The organism is Bacillus tequilensis (assembly GCF_012225885.1).
Classification (GTDB): Bacteria; Bacillota; Bacilli; order Bacillales; family Bacillaceae; genus Bacillus; species Bacillus tequilensis.
This window is the reverse complement of record NZ_CP048852.1, coordinates 1519859-1537493: the sequence shown is the minus strand read 5'-3', so window position 1 is coordinate 1537493 and position 17635 is coordinate 1519859. Positions and strand designations below refer to the sequence as shown.

Sequence of the window (17635 nt, the reverse complement as noted above, 5' to 3'; positions counted from 1 at the left end):
AATTCTAACATAAGTCAACCCGACTTTTTTGATAGGATTAATAAAAAAACAGGCTTCAAGGCCTGTTTTCAAGCATAGCAAGGCTTTTAAACCCCTATACATCAGCAAAAATTAATTTTTATTTTTTAAACCAATCTTTTGACTCGGGATTTCGTTTCCACGTTTTCAGCTTTTCCAGATCGTCTGAATGAATATTTCCGTTTTCAAGCGCGACCTCTGTCAGCGTATCATAATCAGTTAATGAGTAGTATGGCAGTTCTGCCTTCGAAAATGCTTCCTGCGCCTTAGGTAGCCCGTACGTAAAGATTGAGACGACACCGAGCACTTCACAGCCAGCCGCTCGCAAAGCTGCCGCAGCTTCAAGCACGCTGCCTCCTGTGGAGATTAAGTCTTCAATGACGACCGTTTTTTGGCCTTTTTGAACTGCTCCCTCAATCTGATTTCCTTTTCCGTGCGCTTTCGGCTTGCTTCTTACATAACACATCGGAAGGTTCATACGGTCTGCCGCCAGAGCCGCATGCGGAATACCGGCGGTTGCTGTGCCTGCAATCATTTCTGCTTCCGGAAAATGCTCTTTGACAAGCCTGCTGATGCCTGAGGCGACATCATTTCTGACCTCTGGGAAAGATAATGTAAGGCGGTTGTCACAGTAGATTGGCGATAAAATGCCGCTCGCCCATGTAAATGGCTCGTTCGGGCGTAAAAAAACAGCTTGGATGTCTAATAGATGTTTTGCGATGATTTGTTTCATTGATTGATTCCCTCCCATTCAAGTCTGACAGCTTCATAGGCTTTTACCGGGTCTGCCGCTTTTGTAATCGAACGTCCTACTACAATCGCTGATGAACCCTTCTCTCTTGCAATTGCCGGTGTCGCTATGCGGATTTGGTCATTCACAGCGTCCTCTGACATCCTAATCCCCGGCGTGACAGTCAGAAATGAAGGAGAAACTGCTTGGTAAATAGCTTTTGCTTCATGAACAGAGCAGACCACTCCATCCAGCCCGCTTTCTTCCGCCAGTTTGCTGTAGTGCACAACCGTGTCGATCAGAGGCTTTTGGATCAGCAGTTCATCCTTCATCATTTGTTCAGATGTGCTTGTCAGCTGGGTTACCGCGATAAGCGACGGGCGTTTTTTTCCAGCCTGCGTCCCTTCTTCTAAACCTTCCAGCGCTGCCTGCATCATTTTTTTTCCCCCGGCCGCATGAACATTGACGAGATCTACTCCGAGACCAGCAAGACGTTTCATTGCTTTATTTACAGTGGTCGGGATGTCATGAAGTTTTAAATCTAAAAACAGCTTGCAATTACTTTCTTTTAGCTGTTTCACGATAGATGGTCCTTCTTGATAAAAAAGCTCCATTCCAACCTTTACAAATAACGGTTCTTTTTGAAAAGGCGCTAAGAACGCAAGTGTTTCTTCAGCTGATGCAAAGTCAAGCGCGATGATGGGCAGGTTGTTTTTCATGGTTCCAGCTCCTTCCGATGCATTCTTCAATGGATTGATAGCCGTATTGGCGCAAAACAGATGGGAGCTGGTCAATGATGTCCGGGCATGCAAAAGGATTCACAAAGTTTGCTGTTCCGACAGCAACCGCGCTTGCTCCCGCGAGAAGAAATTCCAGAGCATCTTCAGCCGTCTGCACACCTCCCATGCCGATAATCGGGATATTGACAGCCTGGCTGACTTCATATACCATGCGAATGGCAACCGGCTTCACAGCAGGACCGGAAAGTCCCCCTGTTTTATTCGCTAATATCGGCTTGCCTGATTGTAAATTGAGCCTCATGCCGATTAATGTGTTGATCATCGTAAGACCATCCGCTCCGGCCTCTTCAATCGCTGTTGCAATTTCTGTGATATTTGCTACGTTCGGGGAAAGCTTCACATAAACAGGGACATCTGAAACCTCTTTAACGGCTTTCGTTACATCAGCCGCCATTTCAGGATTCGTGCCAAAAGCGATTCCGCCTGTTTTCACATTCGGGCAGGAAATATTCAGCTCAAGTGCATGTACATTAGGCGCTTTGCTGATATGTTCTGCGACTTCAACATAATCCTCGACTTGAGAACCTGCGACATTGGCAATGATCGGCGTATCAAACTGCTCAAGCCACGGCAGCTCATTTTGCAAAACGCTTTCCAGGCCCGGATTTTGCAGGCCGATCGCATTAAGCATTCCAGCGCCAGTCTCAGCTACCCTCGGCGTTGGATTCCCGAAGCGCGGCTCCTTTGTCGTCGCTTTGATCATGATTGCTCCGAGACAAGATAAATCATAAAAACGCGCAAACTCTTTTCCAAAACCGAAGCAGCCTGATGCCGGAATGATCGGATTTTTTAAATCAAGTCCCGGCAATTTCACCTCTAGCATTACAGCGCCACCTCCTGAGCTTTAAATACAGGCCCGTCGAGACATACTTTTACGTACGATGTCTCACTTTCGTTTGTATGGCACACACACGCGAAGCATGCGCCGATTCCGCAGCCCATTCGCTCCTCCATGGACAGGTAAACTTCTTTATGGGCATATTCTTGTTTTAACGCCCTCAGCATCGGGGTCGGCCCGCAGCTGAGGAGAATATCAAACGCTAGATTTTTTTGTTTCATCACATCTGTAACAAACCCGGTTTCCCCGTAGCTTCCGTCAGCTGTTGCCACGTATGTGTCTCCGTACTGACGGCATTCTTTCTCGTAAAACACGTCCTTTTTTGATTGAAATCCTAAAACGTGGATGACCTTGACCCCTTTTTCGTTCAAGCGTTTCGACAGCTCTTGAAGAGGGGGGACACCTACACCGCCTCCCACCAGCAAAGCCGTCTTTCCGGGTTGGACTTCATTGACAGGAAAACCATTCCCCAAAGGCCCGAGGACATCCACAAGCTCACCTTGCTGCTTTAGAGACAACAGCCTTGTACCTTCCCCATCTACACGATAAATGATGGTGACTTCACTTTTTTCAAAATTGACATCGGCGATGCTGATTGGCCTCCTTAAAAGAGGCGTAACCGCTTCGCTCACTTTAAGATGAAGGAATTGTCCCGGGGTTGTAAACCCTTGGACAAGCTCCCCTTTCAAAACCATTTGATACACCCGGTCTGCAATTTGCTGGTTAGAACATACTGTCAAATACGCTTTTTTCATAGAGTGACTGCCGCCTCCTGATTTGTGTTGACTGCCGGCATTTGATCAGCACGGAATGTCATGCTTTCCAGCACTCGCAATATCGCTTCTGCCGTATCTAAAGATGTTAAGCAGGCAACACCATTTTCTACTGATTCACGTCTGATTCTAAATCCATCCCTTGCCGGCTGCTTTCCTTTTGTCAGCGTATTGATGACAAACTGCGCTTCTCCATTTCTGATGACATCAAGCAGGTTCGGGCCGTCCTGGCCGATTTTTCCGACGACCTTCGCCGGAATCGAAGCTTCTTTCAAGTAACCTGCCGTTCCTTCTGTCGCTAAAATGTTGTAGCCGATCGCGTGGAACCGCTTAGCGATGGCAAGTCCTTCTTCTTTGTCTTTATCAGCCACTGTTAAAAGTACGGAACCGTAGTTCGGGATTTGAATGCCTGAAGCAATCAGGGCTTTATAGAGCGCTTTTTCAAGTGTTGAATCTTTCCCCATAACCTCACCAGTTGATTTCATTTCAGGCCCTAACGTAATGTCCACTCTTCTCAGCTTAGCAAAGGAGAAGACCGGCGCTTTTACAAATACACCCTGCTGTTCAGGCTGAAGGCCCTCTGTATAGCCAAACGCCGCCAGCTTTTGTCCGAGAATGACTTTTGTTGCGAGATTTGCCATTGGGATACCCGTAATTTTGCTTAAGAACGGTACAGTTCTGCTTGATCTCGGGTTCACTTCGAGTACGTACACCTCGCCTTGTGATAAGACGAATTGAATATTGAGCAAACCGACAATGTTCAGTCCTTTGGCTAATGCAATCGTGTATTGTTCAATTTTTTTCTTAATGTCCTCTGTGAGAGACTGAGGCGGATAAACAGCGATCGAGTCTCCGGAGTGAACGCCCGCACGTTCAATGTGCTCCATAATTCCCGGAATGACGACTGTTTCACCATCAGATATGGCATCCACTTCAATTTCTTTCCCCGTTAAATATCTGTCAATTAATACAGGGTGCTGCGGATTGATTTTGACTGCATTTTTCATATAATGAAGCAGTTCTTCTTCTTGGTATACAATCTCCATCGCCCGGCCGCCAAGCACATAGGACGGACGAACCAGTACCGGATAGCCGATATCACTTGCGATGCTTACCGCCTGGTCAACGGATGTCGCTGTTTTGCCTAGCGGCTGCGGTACACCAAGTTCTCCAAGCGCTTGTTCAAATTTATCCCGGTCTTCCGCGCGGTCTAAATCTTCTAAAGAAGTCCCAAGGATTTTCACTCCGCGTGCAGAAAGCTCGTCAGCGAGGTTAATCGCAGTTTGTCCGCCGAACTGTACGACAACGCCCATTGGCTGTTCGAGGTCAATAATGTGCATGACATCTTCAATCGTAAGCGGTTCAAAGTACAGCTTGTCTGAGATACTGAAATCAGTTGAAACGGTTTCCGGATTGTTATTGACAATAATGGCTTCATAGCCTGCCTGTTTAATTGCCCACACAGAGTGAACAGTCGCGTAGTCGAATTCAACACCCTGACCGATTCGAATCGGACCGGAGCCAAGCACGATCACACTTTTCTTATCCGTAACGACAGACTCATTTTCTTCTTCGTATGTGCTGTAGAAGTATGGCGTTTCTGATTCAAATTCCGCAGCGCACGTATCTACCATTTTGAATACCGGTACAATTCCCGCTTGCTTTCTTAAGCTGTAAAGCTCCGATTCTTTCATTTCCCACTCGCGGCTGATGTATTCATCAGAGAATCCGAGTTCCTTTGCCCGTCTCAGCACATCTGTATCGCCCGCATTTGCCTTCAGTTCTTTTTCAAACTGTACGATTCCGAACAGCTTATGCAGGAAGAAGACATCGATCGCGGAAAAACCATGGAGGTCTTCTACCGTGTAGCCTCTTCTGTACGCTTCAGCTAAGTAGAATAAGCGTTCGTCACCGGCCTTTTTAATTCGTTTTTCCAACAGCTCATCGGAAATGTCAGCGGCATCCTTTAATTCAAGATGATACACATCCGCTTCAAGTGAACGCACAGCCTTCAGCAATGACTCCTCAAGCGTGCGGCCGATCGCCATGACCTCTCCTGTCGCTTTCATTTGCGTGCCGAGCTTTCTGTTTGCTGATTCAAACTTATCAAACGGCCAGCGCGGAATTTTGGATACGACATAGTCAAGAGCCGGTTCAAATGCTGCATATGTTTTTCCTGTCACAGGGTTCATCATTTCATCTAATGAAAGGCCGACTGCAATTTTAGCAGCGAGCTTCGCAATCGGATATCCCGTCGCTTTTGACGCAAGAGCTGATGAACGGCTGACACGCGGATTTACTTCAATAATGTAGTATTGGAAGCTGTCGGGATCTAAAGCGAGCTGTACGTTACATCCGCCTTCGATTCCAAGCGCGCGGATCAATTTTAACGACACGTTCCTTAAGAGCTGATATTCGCGGTCGCTGAGCGTTTGGCTCGGCGCAACAACAATACTGTCCCCCGTGTGAATTCCGACTGGATCAATGTTCTCCATGTTACAAACGACGATGGCGTGATCCTGGCTGTCTCTCATGACTTCATACTCGATTTCTTTATAGCCGGCGATGCTTTTTTCAAGCAGACATTGGTGAACCGGGCTTAATTTTAAGCCGTTTTCAACAATTTCTTTCAGCTCAGTTTCATTCAAGCAGATACCTCCGCCTGTCCCGCCTAGTGTATATGCCGGGCGGACAATGACAGGGAATCCAATTTGATTGACGAAGTTTTCTGCTTCCTCCAGAGAGTGGATGATCTCACTTTCAGGCACCGGTTCATTCAATTCGTTCATTAATGTTCTGAACAATTCACGGTCTTCAGCCTGCTGAATCGCAGACAGCTTCGTGCCAAGCACTTCGACGCCGCACTCTTCCAGCACACCTCTTTCAGAAAGCTCAACCGCAAGATTCAACCCGGTTTGGCCTCCAAGAGTAGGAAGAATGGCATCTGGGCGCTCTTTTCTGATGATTCGCGTCAAGAATTCAGGAGTGAGCGGTTCGATGTAAACCCGGTCAGCCATTTCTGTATCTGTCATGATCGTGGCAGGGTTTGAGTTGACAAGGATGACTTCATAGCCTTCTTCTTTCAAAGCAAGACAGGCTTGCGTTCCCGCATAGTCAAATTCTGCTGCTTGGCCGATGATGATCGGCCCAGATCCGATCACTAAAATTTTGTTAATGTCTACGCGTTTTGGCATACCGCTTCCCCTTCTTTCTCTGTTGTGTCAATCATTTCGATGAATCTGTCAAATAGATGGTTGGCATCCTCAGGGCCAGGTGAGGCTTCGGGATGATATTGAACCGTAAATGCCGGTTGTGTTTTATGCTTCAGCCCTTCAATCGTATCGTCGTTAATTGCGATATGCGTCACTTCCAGTTCTGTTTCGCTGATGGAGGACACTGTATAGCCATGGTTTTGAGATGTTAAGGCGACTTTTCCGGTAGCCAGCTCTTTTACCGGGTGGTTTGAACCCCTGTGGCCGAATTTCATTTTTTCAGTATTCGCTCCGCACGCCAGCGCGAATAATTGATGGCCGAGACATATTCCGAATAATGGCACTTTTCCGAGAACACCTTTAATCATTTCAATCGCTTCAGGCACATCTTTCGGGTCTCCAGGTCCGTTAGAAAGCATGATGCCGTCCGGTTTCAGCTGAAGCATCTCTTCCGCTGTAATATTGTAAGGCACAACGATAACGTCACATTTCCGTTTGTTCAGCTCTCTGAGAATACCGTGCTTCATGCCGAAGTCAACCAAGACAATGCGTTTGCCTCTTCCCGGGCTCGGATATGCTGTTTTGGCAGATACTTGGGAGACTTGATTTCTCGGCAGTTCCGTTTCGTTCAATCTTTTCAGCACTGCTTCTATATCTTCATCAGGTGAAGCGAATGTTCCTTTCAGCGCGCCTGCCGTGCGGATCATTCTTGTCAGCTTTCTCGTATCAATCCCCTGCAGTCCCGGAATGTTTTTCATTTGTAAATACTCGTCTAATGTGTATGCTGAACGCCAATTGGAAGGAAGTTCACATAATTCTTTGACGATCAGCCCTTTTACAAAAGGCGTAATGGATTCAAAATCATCACGGTTGATGCCGTAATTTCCGATAAGCGGATACGTTAATGTTACGATCTGCCCGCAGTAAGAAGGATCAGACAAAATTTCCTGATAGCCTGTCATTCCAGTGTTAAAAACGACTTCTCCCATGCTGTGTTCTAAGCTTCCGAAGGCTTCTCCCTCGAACACCGCTCCGTTTTCCAGTACTAATCGTCTTTTCAATTGACAAGTCTCCCTTCTTCATAAACAAGCTTCCCCGCCGCCATTGTAGCGACCGGCCAGCCGGTGCAGTTCATGCCGTTGAATGGTGTGTTTTTTCCTTTTGATAAAAATGTTTCTTTGTCTATCACTGCTTCTTTTTCTAAATCGATTAACGTAATGTCTGCAGCCTGACCCGTTTGTAAAGTTCCGTATGGGAGACCGAAAGCTTCGCAAGGCTTGATTGTCATGTAGTCAATCAGCTGTTTCAGAGACCAGCTGCCATTTTTAACAAAGTGTGTGTATAGAAGCGGAAACGCTGTTTCTAAACCGACAATCCCGAATGGTGCCAGCTTCATGTCTGTGTTTTTCTCTTCTTCTGTATGCGGCGCATGGTCTGTTGCGATAAAATCGATCGTTCCGTCTAAAAGGCCTTCGATTAAAGCCGCTCTGTCTTCCGCACTGCGAAGCGGAGGATTCATTTTATAGTTTGTGTCCAGACCTGGAATGTCCTCATCACTAAGGAGCAAATGATGCGGTGTCACTTCTGCTGTCACCCTGATTCCCGCTTTTTTCGCATCGCGTACGACCCTGACAGATTCTTTTGTACTGATATGGCATACATGGTAATGGCAGTTTGCCGCCTCAGCCAGCAATACATCGCGGGCAATATGAACCGATTCACATACAGAAGGAATGCCGTTGAGGCCGTTTGCTTTGGAGAATGTCCCTTCATGCACGCTTCCTCCATAAATTAAGGAGTTGTCTTCACAATGCGCAACAACCGCTTTGTCAATAGCAGCTGCCTGTTTCATCGCTTCATACATCATTCCTGCAGTCTGTATACCGACGCCGTCATCTGTAAAGGCAAATGCCCCTGCTTCTTTTAACGCTTCAAAGTTTGTCATCTCATCGCCAATTTGCCTGATCGTAATGGATGCATATGGAAGAACCCTGACGCATGAAGTTTCTTTTATTCGGTTTTGCACCCATTCCATCTGCTCCTTCGTGTCAGGAACCGGACGCGTATTCGGCATTGCCGCTACTGTTGTATAACCGCCGCGTGCTGCTGCTTTTGCTCCGGTTTCAATGGTTTCTTTTTTCTCTCCGCCCGGCTCTCTAAAGTGTACGTGGAGATCCACAAACCCAGGTGAAACGAGCAATCCTTTTGCGTCAATGACCGTTTCTTCCTCAGCTGCATCAAGCTTGCCGATTTCTGAGATGATTTCTCCTGTCACTCGAATGTCCGCTTCTGTTTTTTCACCGTTTTCGTTAAGTATCCAGCCGTTTTTAATGAGATATGACATACGCTGCTTCTCCTCTTTTCACTTTGGTTTGTAAGGCACGCTGTATCACTGCCATTCTGATAAAGACGCCATTTTGCATTTGCTTGAAGATTCTTGATTTTTCACTTTCTACTAGGCTGTCAGCAATCTCCACTCCTCTGTTTACCGGAGCAGGATGCATAATGATCGCATGCTGCTTCATGCGCTCAGCCCGTTCTGCGGTCAAGCCGTATTGATTTAAATAACCTTCCTGGCTGACAGCAGACTGATGTCTTTCATTTTGAATGCGCAGCAGCATGACGACATCGGAAGCCTCAACCGCTTCATCCATTGAGACATATGTGCCGAATGTATTCTCTTCATCCTGCCATTCAGAAGGACCTGAAAACAGGACGCGGGCACCCAATCTTGTCAACACCTCCGCATTAGACCTTGCCACTCTGCTGTGCTTGATATCGCCGTGAATGGAAACGGTAATCCCTTTGAACGTATTAAACTCTTCATAAATCGTCATTAAATCCAGCAGTGATTGTGTCGGATGCTGGCCGCATCCGTCTCCCGCATTCAGAATCGGGATATTCACCTGGCTGACAAGCGCTTGATAGTATTCATCCTCACTGTGCCTGATGACACAAACGTCCACACCGATTGATTCAAGCGTCCGGATGGTGTCATATAAGGTTTCGCCTTTTTGCACGCTTGTGCTTGTTCCATCAAGATTCAGGACATTCATGCCGAGCTTTTTCTCCGCCACTTCAAAGCTGAATCGCGTTCTCGTGCTTGGTTCAAAAAACAGGTTAGCTGCAAACGTTCCTGTCAGCTGATTGTCTGTTTTTCCGCTTTTGAGATCTTGTGCTGTTTGAAGCAAATCTTTGATTTCCTCAATACTGAGTTCGCTCATCGTCGTTAAATGCTTCATGTTCTTTCCCCTCTCATTTCAACTTTTAGGCTGAAAAAAACCCCGGTCTTAGATAGACTCGGGGTGCGGTTAAATAGAGGGCAGCATTGAAGCTTCCTTCTCTTCATAACCCTTCCAAGCCTCTCTGGACTTTCATTAAAAGGTTTTAGATATGATGTTGTTCAGATGTGTCAGCCTGCTCCTGCTCCTCCTTCGCCTGCGGAAGAATCAGGTTTAAGATGACACCGACAATTGCGGCAAGCGCCATTCCTGACACTTGGAATCCTCCTTGAGACACTTGGATAAAAGCGCCTCCTACGCCGATCACCAGGATGACCGATGTAATGATGAGGTTTCTGTTGTTTTCATAATCAATTTTGTTGTCAATCAGCATTCTCAGACCGCTCGAAGCGATGATTCCAAACAGCAGGAAGGAGACGCCTCCCATGACCGCTGACGGCACTGAACTGATCAGGGCTGAGATTTTGCCGATAAAGCCGAAGCAAAGGGCAATCAACGCTGCGCCGCCGATAACAAAGACGCTGAATACTCTTGTGATGGCCAGCACGCCAATGTTTTCCCCGTAAGTTGTCGTCGGAGGGCCGCCGATCAGGGAAGCAAGGATTGTCGCCACGCTGTCACCCATAATGGAGCGGTGAAGCCCCGGCTTTTTAATGAAATCTTGTCCGACAACTTTGCTCAGCACCATTTGGTGGCCGATATGCTCTGACATTGTCACAAACGCGACGGGTACCATTGCCGCTGCGATGCCGAGTGTTACTGTTGGTGAATAGTCTTTGAACGGGATGACAAATTCAGGCACTGCAAACCATTTCGCGTCAAGCACCGGCTGAAAGTTGACAATCCCTTGAGTAAGGGCGAACAGGTATCCGCCAATAATTCCGATCAAAACCGGAATCAGGCTTAGAAACCCCCGTAAGAAAATCGCGCAAATAATCGTGATGGCCAGCGTAACCCCTGCTACACTGAAGTGCTTTAAGCTGTAGACCAATTCACTCGCATTTGGATCAGCGTACATCGCCATATTTACCGCAGTGCTTGCCAGCCCCAGCCCGATAACGATAATAACAGGTCCTACGACAACAGGCGGGAGAATCCCCATCAGCCATCCTGTTCCAAGCTGCCTGATCAATAAGGCAATCAGCCCGTACACTAATCCTGCCAGAAACGCTCCGACCATTGCCGCTCCCGGCCCGCCGGTCGCTTTTACAAGTATGATCGGAGAAATAAAGGCGAAGGAAGAACCGAGATACGCCGGAATTTGCCCTCTCGTAATCAGAAGGTAAGCCAGTGTCCCGATGCCGCTTGTAACCAATGCTACAGCAGGACTCATTCCGACCAGCTTCGGAACTAATATTGTTGAACCAAACATGGCAAACAAATGCTGCAGGCTGAATGAAACCCAAGAGAAAGGTGTCGGGACATCTCTGACTCCTAAATTTACTTTTTTCTTACTCATGATGATTTTCCCCCTGATTGTGAACTTTTATATTAGGATGACTCAATGACTGCATAAAAAAACCTCTTTGCTGTTTTTACGCAAAGAGGCATACAAAGACCTGCCGAATTCTTTCGGGGCTGGATCTTCGTTGTGCACCTCTTTGCAACCTCTCTGGATTGCCTTTAAAAAGGTGATCTATTATTCATTTTCATAAATGGCGACGAGATCGTTTTGATCCACCTCATCAAGCTGAACCATAACCTTTTCAGCTTTTGATGTCGGGATGTTTTTCCCAATATAATCCGCTCGGATTGGCAGCTCCCGGTGTCCTCTGTCAACAAGCACAGCCAGCTGAATGGAGGAAGGTCTGCCTACATCAACAAGCGCATCCATACCCGCTCTGACCGTTCTTCCGGTGAACAAGACATCGTCAACGAGAATGACTTTTTGATCTGTGATGTCTACCGGAATATCTGCACCTTTCACAAGCGGTTCTTCATTGCTCGTTTTTTTGGAAAGATCGTCTCTATAAAGAGTAATATCGATTTCACCGACTGTTACAGGGTTTCCTTCAATCTGTTCGATTCGTTCTGCAAGGCGTTTGGCCAAGTAAATCCCTCTTGTCTTGATGCCGACCAGGATGCAGTTATTCATTCCTTTATTGCGTTCAATCATTTCGTGGGCAATTCTGGTCAGCGCCCGTCTGATTGCCTGTTCGTCGAGAATGACAGCTTTTTGATTCAATGTGTGACACCTCACAGTTCATATAGAAGAAAAAACCCCTCCTGCCAGAGCATAGAGGGGTTTTAGGACAAGGTGCGTGCACATACACGCATCCCGTCTATCCGTTATCCTTCTCAGCCTCTCTGGACTGTTTTAAAGAATCTATTCAGCTTCGTTTATTATTTCAGAAAAGGAACAGTCTGTCAACCGTTTTTCCTGAGGTTTTCGATTAATTCTGCCATATCCTCCGGAAGCGGCGCTTCGAATTCGACATACTCACCGGTGCGAGGGTGATCAAAGCCTAAAATTCCGGCGTGAAGTGCCTGTCCGTTAAAATCGATCGTTTTTCTTGGACCATATTTTGGATCACCCGCTAATGGAAATCCGATATATTTCATATGCACACGGATTTGATGGGTTCTTCCTGTTTCAAGCTGGCATTCCACCAACGTAAAATCTTGAAAACGCTCAAGCACATGAAAATGAGTGACGGCGTTTTTGCCATCACGCGTGACAGTCATGCTTTGACGGTCTTTCTTGTCCCGTCCGATTGGCGCATCAATTGTGCCGTCATCGTGAGAAATAAGCCCGTGGACAACCGCCGTATATTTCCGAGTAACCGTTTTGTGGACCAATTGGTTTACGAGTGACTCATGCGCCATATCATTTTTCGCCACCATTAATAAGCCGGACGTGTCCTTATCGATTCTGTGAACGATTCCCGGACGCATCACGCCATTAATTCCAGATAGATCCGTGCAATGAGCCATAAGGCCGTTTACAAGTGTGCCGGTAAGATGCCCGGGAGCCGGGTGCACAACCATTCCGCGAGGTTTATTGACGACCAGCACATCCTGATCTTCATAGTAAATATCCAGATCCATCGGTTCTGCCAGTACGTCGAGCGCTTCCGGCTCAGGCACAGTGACGGTCACCTGATCACCCGGCTGAATTTTATAATTCGCTTTTACAGGATTTCCGTTTACGACAACTTGTCCGTCTTTCACCCATTGCTGCACCTGGGTTCTCGACCAATCATTTTCGGCCGATGCCAGAAATTTATCAATCCGCTCACTTTTTTGTTCTTCTGAAGCGGTTATATCAAATTGATTCATGCTATTGCTCCTTTTTCTTTTTCCCGCTGTCCAACAGCATTTGTATAAATAAAAGCATGACGCCGACACATAGTGAAGAGTCCGCGATGTTAAAAATCGGGTAATTGTAATCCACAATCATCACGTGGATAAAGTCAACAACTTCCTGTCTGACAGCCCGATCGATAAAGTTGCCGATGGCACCGCCAAGCATAAGTCCGAGGGCAACGCCAAGAAGCCTTTGTCCTTTTGTATAACGCTGTATGTAATAAACAATGCCAATAATAACCGCGGTTGTAATGAGGTAGAAAAACCACATCTGACCGGCTAATATCCCCCATGCAGCACCCGTATTGCGATGGGAGGTGATATAGAATACCTGATCAATGATCGGAATGCTTTGGCCAAGCTCCATGTTCTTAACGACAAGCCATTTTGTCAATTGATCAGCTGCAATAATAAGTAGTGCGATCACATAATACAGCACAAACGTTCCTCCAGTTTACGGTTACTTTAATCCATTATGCATTTTATCAATAAAAAGCCCCGGAGTAAAGATATATCAGGCATATTAGCCGGCCAGACACTGTTATTCATACAGTGCCTGACCATATTCGATATCCGTTGATTTCCACAGCGGAAGCGTTTTTTTTTCAAATTGGACAGAATAAACAAAATCGTTTGCTGTTCGGGCAGTCGGCAGAACCGCCAGCTTTGAGAGAGGAATGGCATCCCCGGTTTCTTCACAGTATCCAAATGTGCCGTTTTCGATTTTGGACAATGCCAGGAGAACATCTTGAAGCTCTTCTTTAATGTGATAGATCAGAGTTGCTTTTTGTTTATGATTGATTGCGGCTTGCGGGCTTGTTGAAACTTGAAAGCAAGAATACTCAAATAACCTCGACTGTAGTTCTTCTTTCATTAGAAGAAGTTCCGTATAAATTGCGGTCAGTTGATCATTCATTCATCACAACTCCTGCTCTTAACGTAGTACCTATATTGTTGCCTGTGAATGATGATCTAAAGCCCATAAGATTTTTCCTGCCGTTCTAAACGATGTCACTCTTGGCACGAAAAAAGCCCGGCTTTTTCCGCCGGGCCCTTTTCCATTATTTTTGATAGTATTTTTCAACGATTTCAGCGTTTCGCAGTGAAAGTGTAGGGTATTTCGGATTTACACCCACATCTTTTGAAATCACACGCGATCTCTCACACATTTCGCCTTCTGCTTTTTCGACAATGATTTTGCCCGTCGCAAAGCTTTGCGCATCGTTCGGCGCTTCATTTTCTTCGCCGATTGTCAGTTCAGAAACAATAAACAGCTGAGAAAGATTTTCTTTAATGGAAGCCAAGAGCTCTTGGTTTTCTTTGTTCGGATACAATTTCAGGTTCGCTTCCAATGATTTACCAATGATTTTTTCATTCCGCGCAGTTTCTAACGCTTTTAGCACATCATCACGAATAGCCATAAAGCGATCGAACTTTTCTTCAGTCGCTTCGCTGTTTGGAACCTTAGTTGTTTCCGGCATGTCTGTCAGCTGCACGCTCTGCTCTTCTACAAATGTTAAATGAGACCATAGCTCGTCAGCCGTATGCGGAAGGATAGGCGCTGACAGCTTCACTAATGCGAGAAGCGTCTCGTAGAATACGGTCTGCATGCTGCGTCTATCCGGATGATCGGCATGCTCGATGTATACAACATCTTTTGCGAAATCAAGATAGAATGAACTCAATTCGATTGTGCAGAAATTATGGATGCTGTGATACACAACCGCAAATTCGTACTCATCGTACGCTTTTTTCACTTTTTCAATCAGTTTGTTCAGCTTAATCAGCATATACTGATCCACTTCACGAAGATCTTCGACAGCCACCGCATTCGTTTTTGGATCAAAATCGAATAAGTTGCCATGAAGGAAACGGAACGTGTTGCGGATTTTGCGGTATACTTCAGCAACCTGTTTCAAAATCGCGTCAGACACACGAACGTCCGCCTGGTAATCAACTGAAGACACCCATAATCTCAAGATGTCGGCGCCAAGCTGTTTCATGACTTTAGCTGGAACAACGACGTTACCGATTGATTTACTCATCTTGCGCCCTTCTCCATCCAGTGCAAATCCATGGCTGAGCACGCCTTTATACGGCGCTTTCCCTGTCACGGCTACTCCTGTAGAAAGAGATGAGTTGAACCAGCCGCGATATTGGTCTGATCCTTCTAGATATAAATCAGCCGGACGAACGAGATCTTCACGTTCTTCAAGCACGGCTTGGTGGGAAGATCCCGAATCGAACCACACATCCATGATGTCCTGTTCTTTTGTAAATGTACCGTTCGGGCTGCCAGGGTGCGTAAAGCCTTCCGGAAGAAGATCTTTCGCTTCTTTTTCAAACCAAATGTTTGATCCGTGCTGTCTGAATAATTCAGAAACATGTTCAATGGTTTCATCTGTAATAATCGGTTCTCCGTTTTCAGCGTAAAATACCGGAATCGGAACACCCCATGCGCGCTGTCTGGAAATACACCAGTCTCCGCGGTCACGCACCATGTTGTGCAAACGCTGCTCGCCCCATTCAGGAACCCATTTGGTTTCTTTAATGGCATCCAGGAGATCTGATCTAAAATCTTTAATAGACGCAAACCATTGAGCTGTCGCTCTGAAAATGGTTGGTTTCTTCGTTCTCCAATCGTGCGGGTAAGAGTGAGTAATGAATTCAAGTTTTACAAGCGCGCCTTTTTCATCAAGCTGCTGTGTGATCGCTTTGTTCGCATCATCATAAAACATGCCTTCAAAGCCGGGCGCTTCGCTTGTCATAACACCTTTTGCATCAACAGGACAAAGCACGTCTAAACCGTATTTTTGGCCGATGATAAAGTCGTCTTCCCCATGTCCCGGGGCTGTATGAACGCAGCCTGTACCGGCATCAGTTGTTACGTGTTCACCAAGCATAACGAGAGAGTCTCTGCCATAGAGCGGGTGTTCAGCGACAATATTCTCAAGGTCTTTCCCTTTAATCGTTCTTGTCACTTCATATTGATCAAATCCGCATGCAGCCGCAACATTTTCAACTAAAGCACTGGCTACAACAAAGCGGTCTTCACCCACCGCAATCACACTGTACTCAAGATCAGGATGCACTGAAATTCCGAGGTTCGCCGGAATTGTCCACGGCGTTGTTGTCCAAATGATGATACGCTCGCCGTTTTCCAGAACGCCTTTTCCGTCTTTCACACCGAAAGCAACGTAAATAGATGCTGAACGTTTATCTTGATATTCGATTTCGGCTTCAGCCAAAGCAGACTCACTTGAAGGTGACCAGTTGACTGGTTTAAGGCCTTTATAAATGTAGCCTCGTTTTGCCATCTCACCAAATACGCGAATTTGCTGCGCTTCGTATTCCGGTTTTAAAGTCACATACGGGTTTTCCCAATCACCGCGGACACCAAGGCGTTTAAACTGCTCACGCTGTCCCTCGATTTGCTTCCAAGCGTACTCTTCGCACAGTTTGCGGAATTCCGCTACTGACATTTCTTTGCGGTTGACTTTTTTATTTTTTGTGAGAGCCGTTTCAATCGGCAATCCATGTGTATCCCAGCCTGGTACATACGGCGCGTTGTAGCCGCTCATTGATTTGTAGCGGACAATGAAATCCTTCAAAATTTTGTTAAGCGCGTGACCCATATGGATATCACCGTTTGCATACGGAGGTCCATCATGTAAAACAAATTTCGGGCGGTCTTTCGTCCGTTCCTGCACAAGACGGTAGATCTCCTCTTCCTCCCATTTCTTTTGGATGTCAGGCTCACGGTTTGGCAAATTTCCCCGCATCGGAAAATCTGTTTTCGGCATTAAGAGCGTATCTTTAAAATCCATTTTCATTCCTCCACTGCATTTTTTCAGAAAATAAAAAAAGCCCTCTCATCCCATAAGGGACGAGAAAGCTTATCTCGCGGTACCACCCTTTTAGAAAAAGCCACCATACGCTTTTTCCTCTCGAGCATCGTAACGTGATGAACGTCCTAACCTACTGTGAGTTCAGAAAGGAAACTTAAGGGCTGATCTACATGATTCCGGCCATCCCGGACTTTCACCATCTCCGGGTCGCTATGAAGGCCTGAATGAAACATGACTGTCCCTTTCAACCGTTTTTTCATCTGAATTTATGAACGTATTATATTCGACAAGCTAAGAAAATGTCAAGATAATCAGAGAATTTATTCCTTTTCCTCAAATACTGCGTCGACTTCATACTCAAGCAGATGATCCCAATCGTCATTTTTCAGAAGATCAAGCTGCGCTTCAATCAGCATTTGGAAACGTGTTCTGAAAACTTTAGACTGTTTTTTCAGCTCTTCAATTTCCATAGCGATTTTTCTGGATTTTGATAAAGACTCGTTGATAATGCGATCAGCATTTTTCTCCGCTTCCCGAACGATCAGCTTTGCTTCTTTTTGAGAATTGCGTTTTACGTCTTCAGCCGCTTCTTGGGCAACTAAAATTGATTTATTCAACGTTTCCTCAATATTGGCAAAGTGTCCGATTCTTTCATCAAGTTCATTGACTTTCGCTTCAAGCTCAGTTTTCTTACGGAGAACAATTTCGTAATCTTTTCTGACTTGCGCTAGGAATTCATTTACTTCATCTTCATCATATCCGCGAAAACTTTTTGTAAACGTCTTGTTGTGAATATCATTTGGCGTTAATGGCATGATGCCACCTCCATTTTTACATTTCAGTACGGTTATCTAGTTCACATTATAAA

15 protein-coding genes and 1 other annotated feature are annotated in these 17635 nt (G+C 46.0%); all 15 genes read right to left on the bottom strand.

Translation table 11 applies throughout. The features are described from left to right. Positions 1 to 118: 118 nt before the first annotated feature. Complete coding sequence (pyrE, locus tag G4P54_RS08160; RefSeq protein WP_338083797.1) at positions 119 to 751, bottom strand: orotate phosphoribosyltransferase; 633 nt, start codon at positions 749 to 751, stop codon at positions 119 to 121. Next, positions 748 to 1467 carry an orotidine-5'-phosphate decarboxylase gene (gene pyrF, locus G4P54_RS08155; RefSeq protein WP_167872322.1) on the bottom strand — a complete coding sequence of 240 codons (720 nt, stop codon included), beginning with the start codon at positions 1465 to 1467 and terminating at the stop codon, positions 748 to 750. Before pyrF ends, pyrE begins: the two co-directional genes overlap by 4 nt. Next, a complete protein-coding gene (locus tag G4P54_RS08150; RefSeq protein WP_167872321.1) occupies positions 1436 to 2371 on the bottom strand; it encodes a dihydroorotate dehydrogenase in 936 nt (311 codons plus the stop codon). The genes pyrF and G4P54_RS08150 overlap by 32 nt, the downstream gene beginning before the upstream one ends. After that, positions 2371 to 3141: a dihydroorotate oxidase B electron transfer subunit gene (gene pyrK, locus G4P54_RS08145; protein ID WP_167872320.1), complete on the bottom strand. Its 771-nt coding sequence runs from the start codon at positions 3139 to 3141 to the stop codon at positions 2371 to 2373. The genes G4P54_RS08150 and pyrK overlap by 1 nt, the downstream gene beginning before the upstream one ends. After that, positions 3138 to 6353, bottom strand: coding sequence for a carbamoyl-phosphate synthase (glutamine-hydrolyzing) large subunit (gene carB, locus G4P54_RS08140; protein WP_167872319.1), 3216 nt, complete (start codon positions 6351 to 6353; stop codon positions 3138 to 3140). The genes pyrK and carB overlap by 4 nt, the downstream gene beginning before the upstream one ends. Continuing rightward, entirely contained in the window at positions 6338 to 7432 is a 1095-nt protein-coding gene (locus G4P54_RS08135) for a carbamoyl phosphate synthase small subunit (RefSeq protein ID WP_024716117.1), read from the bottom strand. Before G4P54_RS08135 ends, carB begins: the two co-directional genes overlap by 16 nt. Continuing rightward, on the bottom strand, positions 7429 to 8715 hold the full coding sequence (pyrC, locus tag G4P54_RS08130; RefSeq protein ID WP_167872318.1) for a dihydroorotase: 1287 nt from the start codon (positions 8713 to 8715) through the stop codon (positions 7429 to 7431). Before pyrC ends, G4P54_RS08135 begins: the two co-directional genes overlap by 4 nt. Beyond that, complete coding sequence (locus tag G4P54_RS08125) at positions 8699 to 9613, bottom strand: aspartate carbamoyltransferase catalytic subunit (protein ID WP_024716119.1); 915 nt, start codon at positions 9611 to 9613, stop codon at positions 8699 to 8701. The genes pyrC and G4P54_RS08125 overlap by 17 nt, the downstream gene beginning before the upstream one ends. Positions 9614 to 9758: 145 nt before the next feature. Next, the gene (gene pyrP / locus G4P54_RS08120) at positions 9759 to 11072 is read right to left on the bottom strand and encodes a uracil permease PyrP (protein WP_167872317.1); all 1314 of its coding nucleotides are present in this window, start codon (positions 11070 to 11072) and stop codon (positions 9759 to 9761) included. A gap of 180 nt (positions 11073 to 11252) precedes the next feature. Beyond that, positions 11253 to 11798 carry a bifunctional pyrimidine operon transcriptional regulator/uracil phosphoribosyltransferase gene (gene pyrR, locus G4P54_RS08115; RefSeq protein ID WP_024716121.1) on the bottom strand — a complete coding sequence of 182 codons (546 nt, stop codon included), beginning with the start codon at positions 11796 to 11798 and terminating at the stop codon, positions 11253 to 11255. Between the two features lie 182 nt (positions 11799 to 11980). Further along, the gene (locus G4P54_RS08110; protein ID WP_167872316.1) at positions 11981 to 12892 is read right to left on the bottom strand and encodes an RluA family pseudouridine synthase; all 912 of its coding nucleotides are present in this window, start codon (positions 12890 to 12892) and stop codon (positions 11981 to 11983) included. Between the two features lies 1 nt (position 12893). Further along, entirely contained in the window at positions 12894 to 13358 is a 465-nt protein-coding gene (gene lspA / locus G4P54_RS08105; RefSeq protein WP_024716123.1) for a signal peptidase II, read from the bottom strand. 102 nt (positions 13359 to 13460) lie between these two features. Continuing rightward, positions 13461 to 13835: a sporulation-related RNA polymerase-binding protein YlyA gene (gene ylyA, locus G4P54_RS08100; protein ID WP_167872315.1), complete on the bottom strand. Its 375-nt coding sequence runs from the start codon at positions 13833 to 13835 to the stop codon at positions 13461 to 13463. Between the two features lie 145 nt (positions 13836 to 13980). Continuing rightward, positions 13981 to 16746 (bottom strand): isoleucine--tRNA ligase, encoded by a 2766-nt coding sequence (gene ileS, locus G4P54_RS08095; protein ID WP_167872314.1) that lies wholly within the window; start codon positions 16744 to 16746, stop codon positions 13981 to 13983. A gap of 52 nt (positions 16747 to 16798) precedes the next feature. Further along, positions 16799 to 17025, bottom strand: a binding site (T-box leader). Between the two features lie 62 nt (positions 17026 to 17087). Continuing rightward, entirely contained in the window at positions 17088 to 17582 is a 495-nt protein-coding gene (gene divIVA, locus G4P54_RS08090; RefSeq protein ID WP_003221468.1) for a septum site-determining protein DivIVA, read from the bottom strand. Positions 17583 to 17635 lie beyond the last annotated feature (53 nt).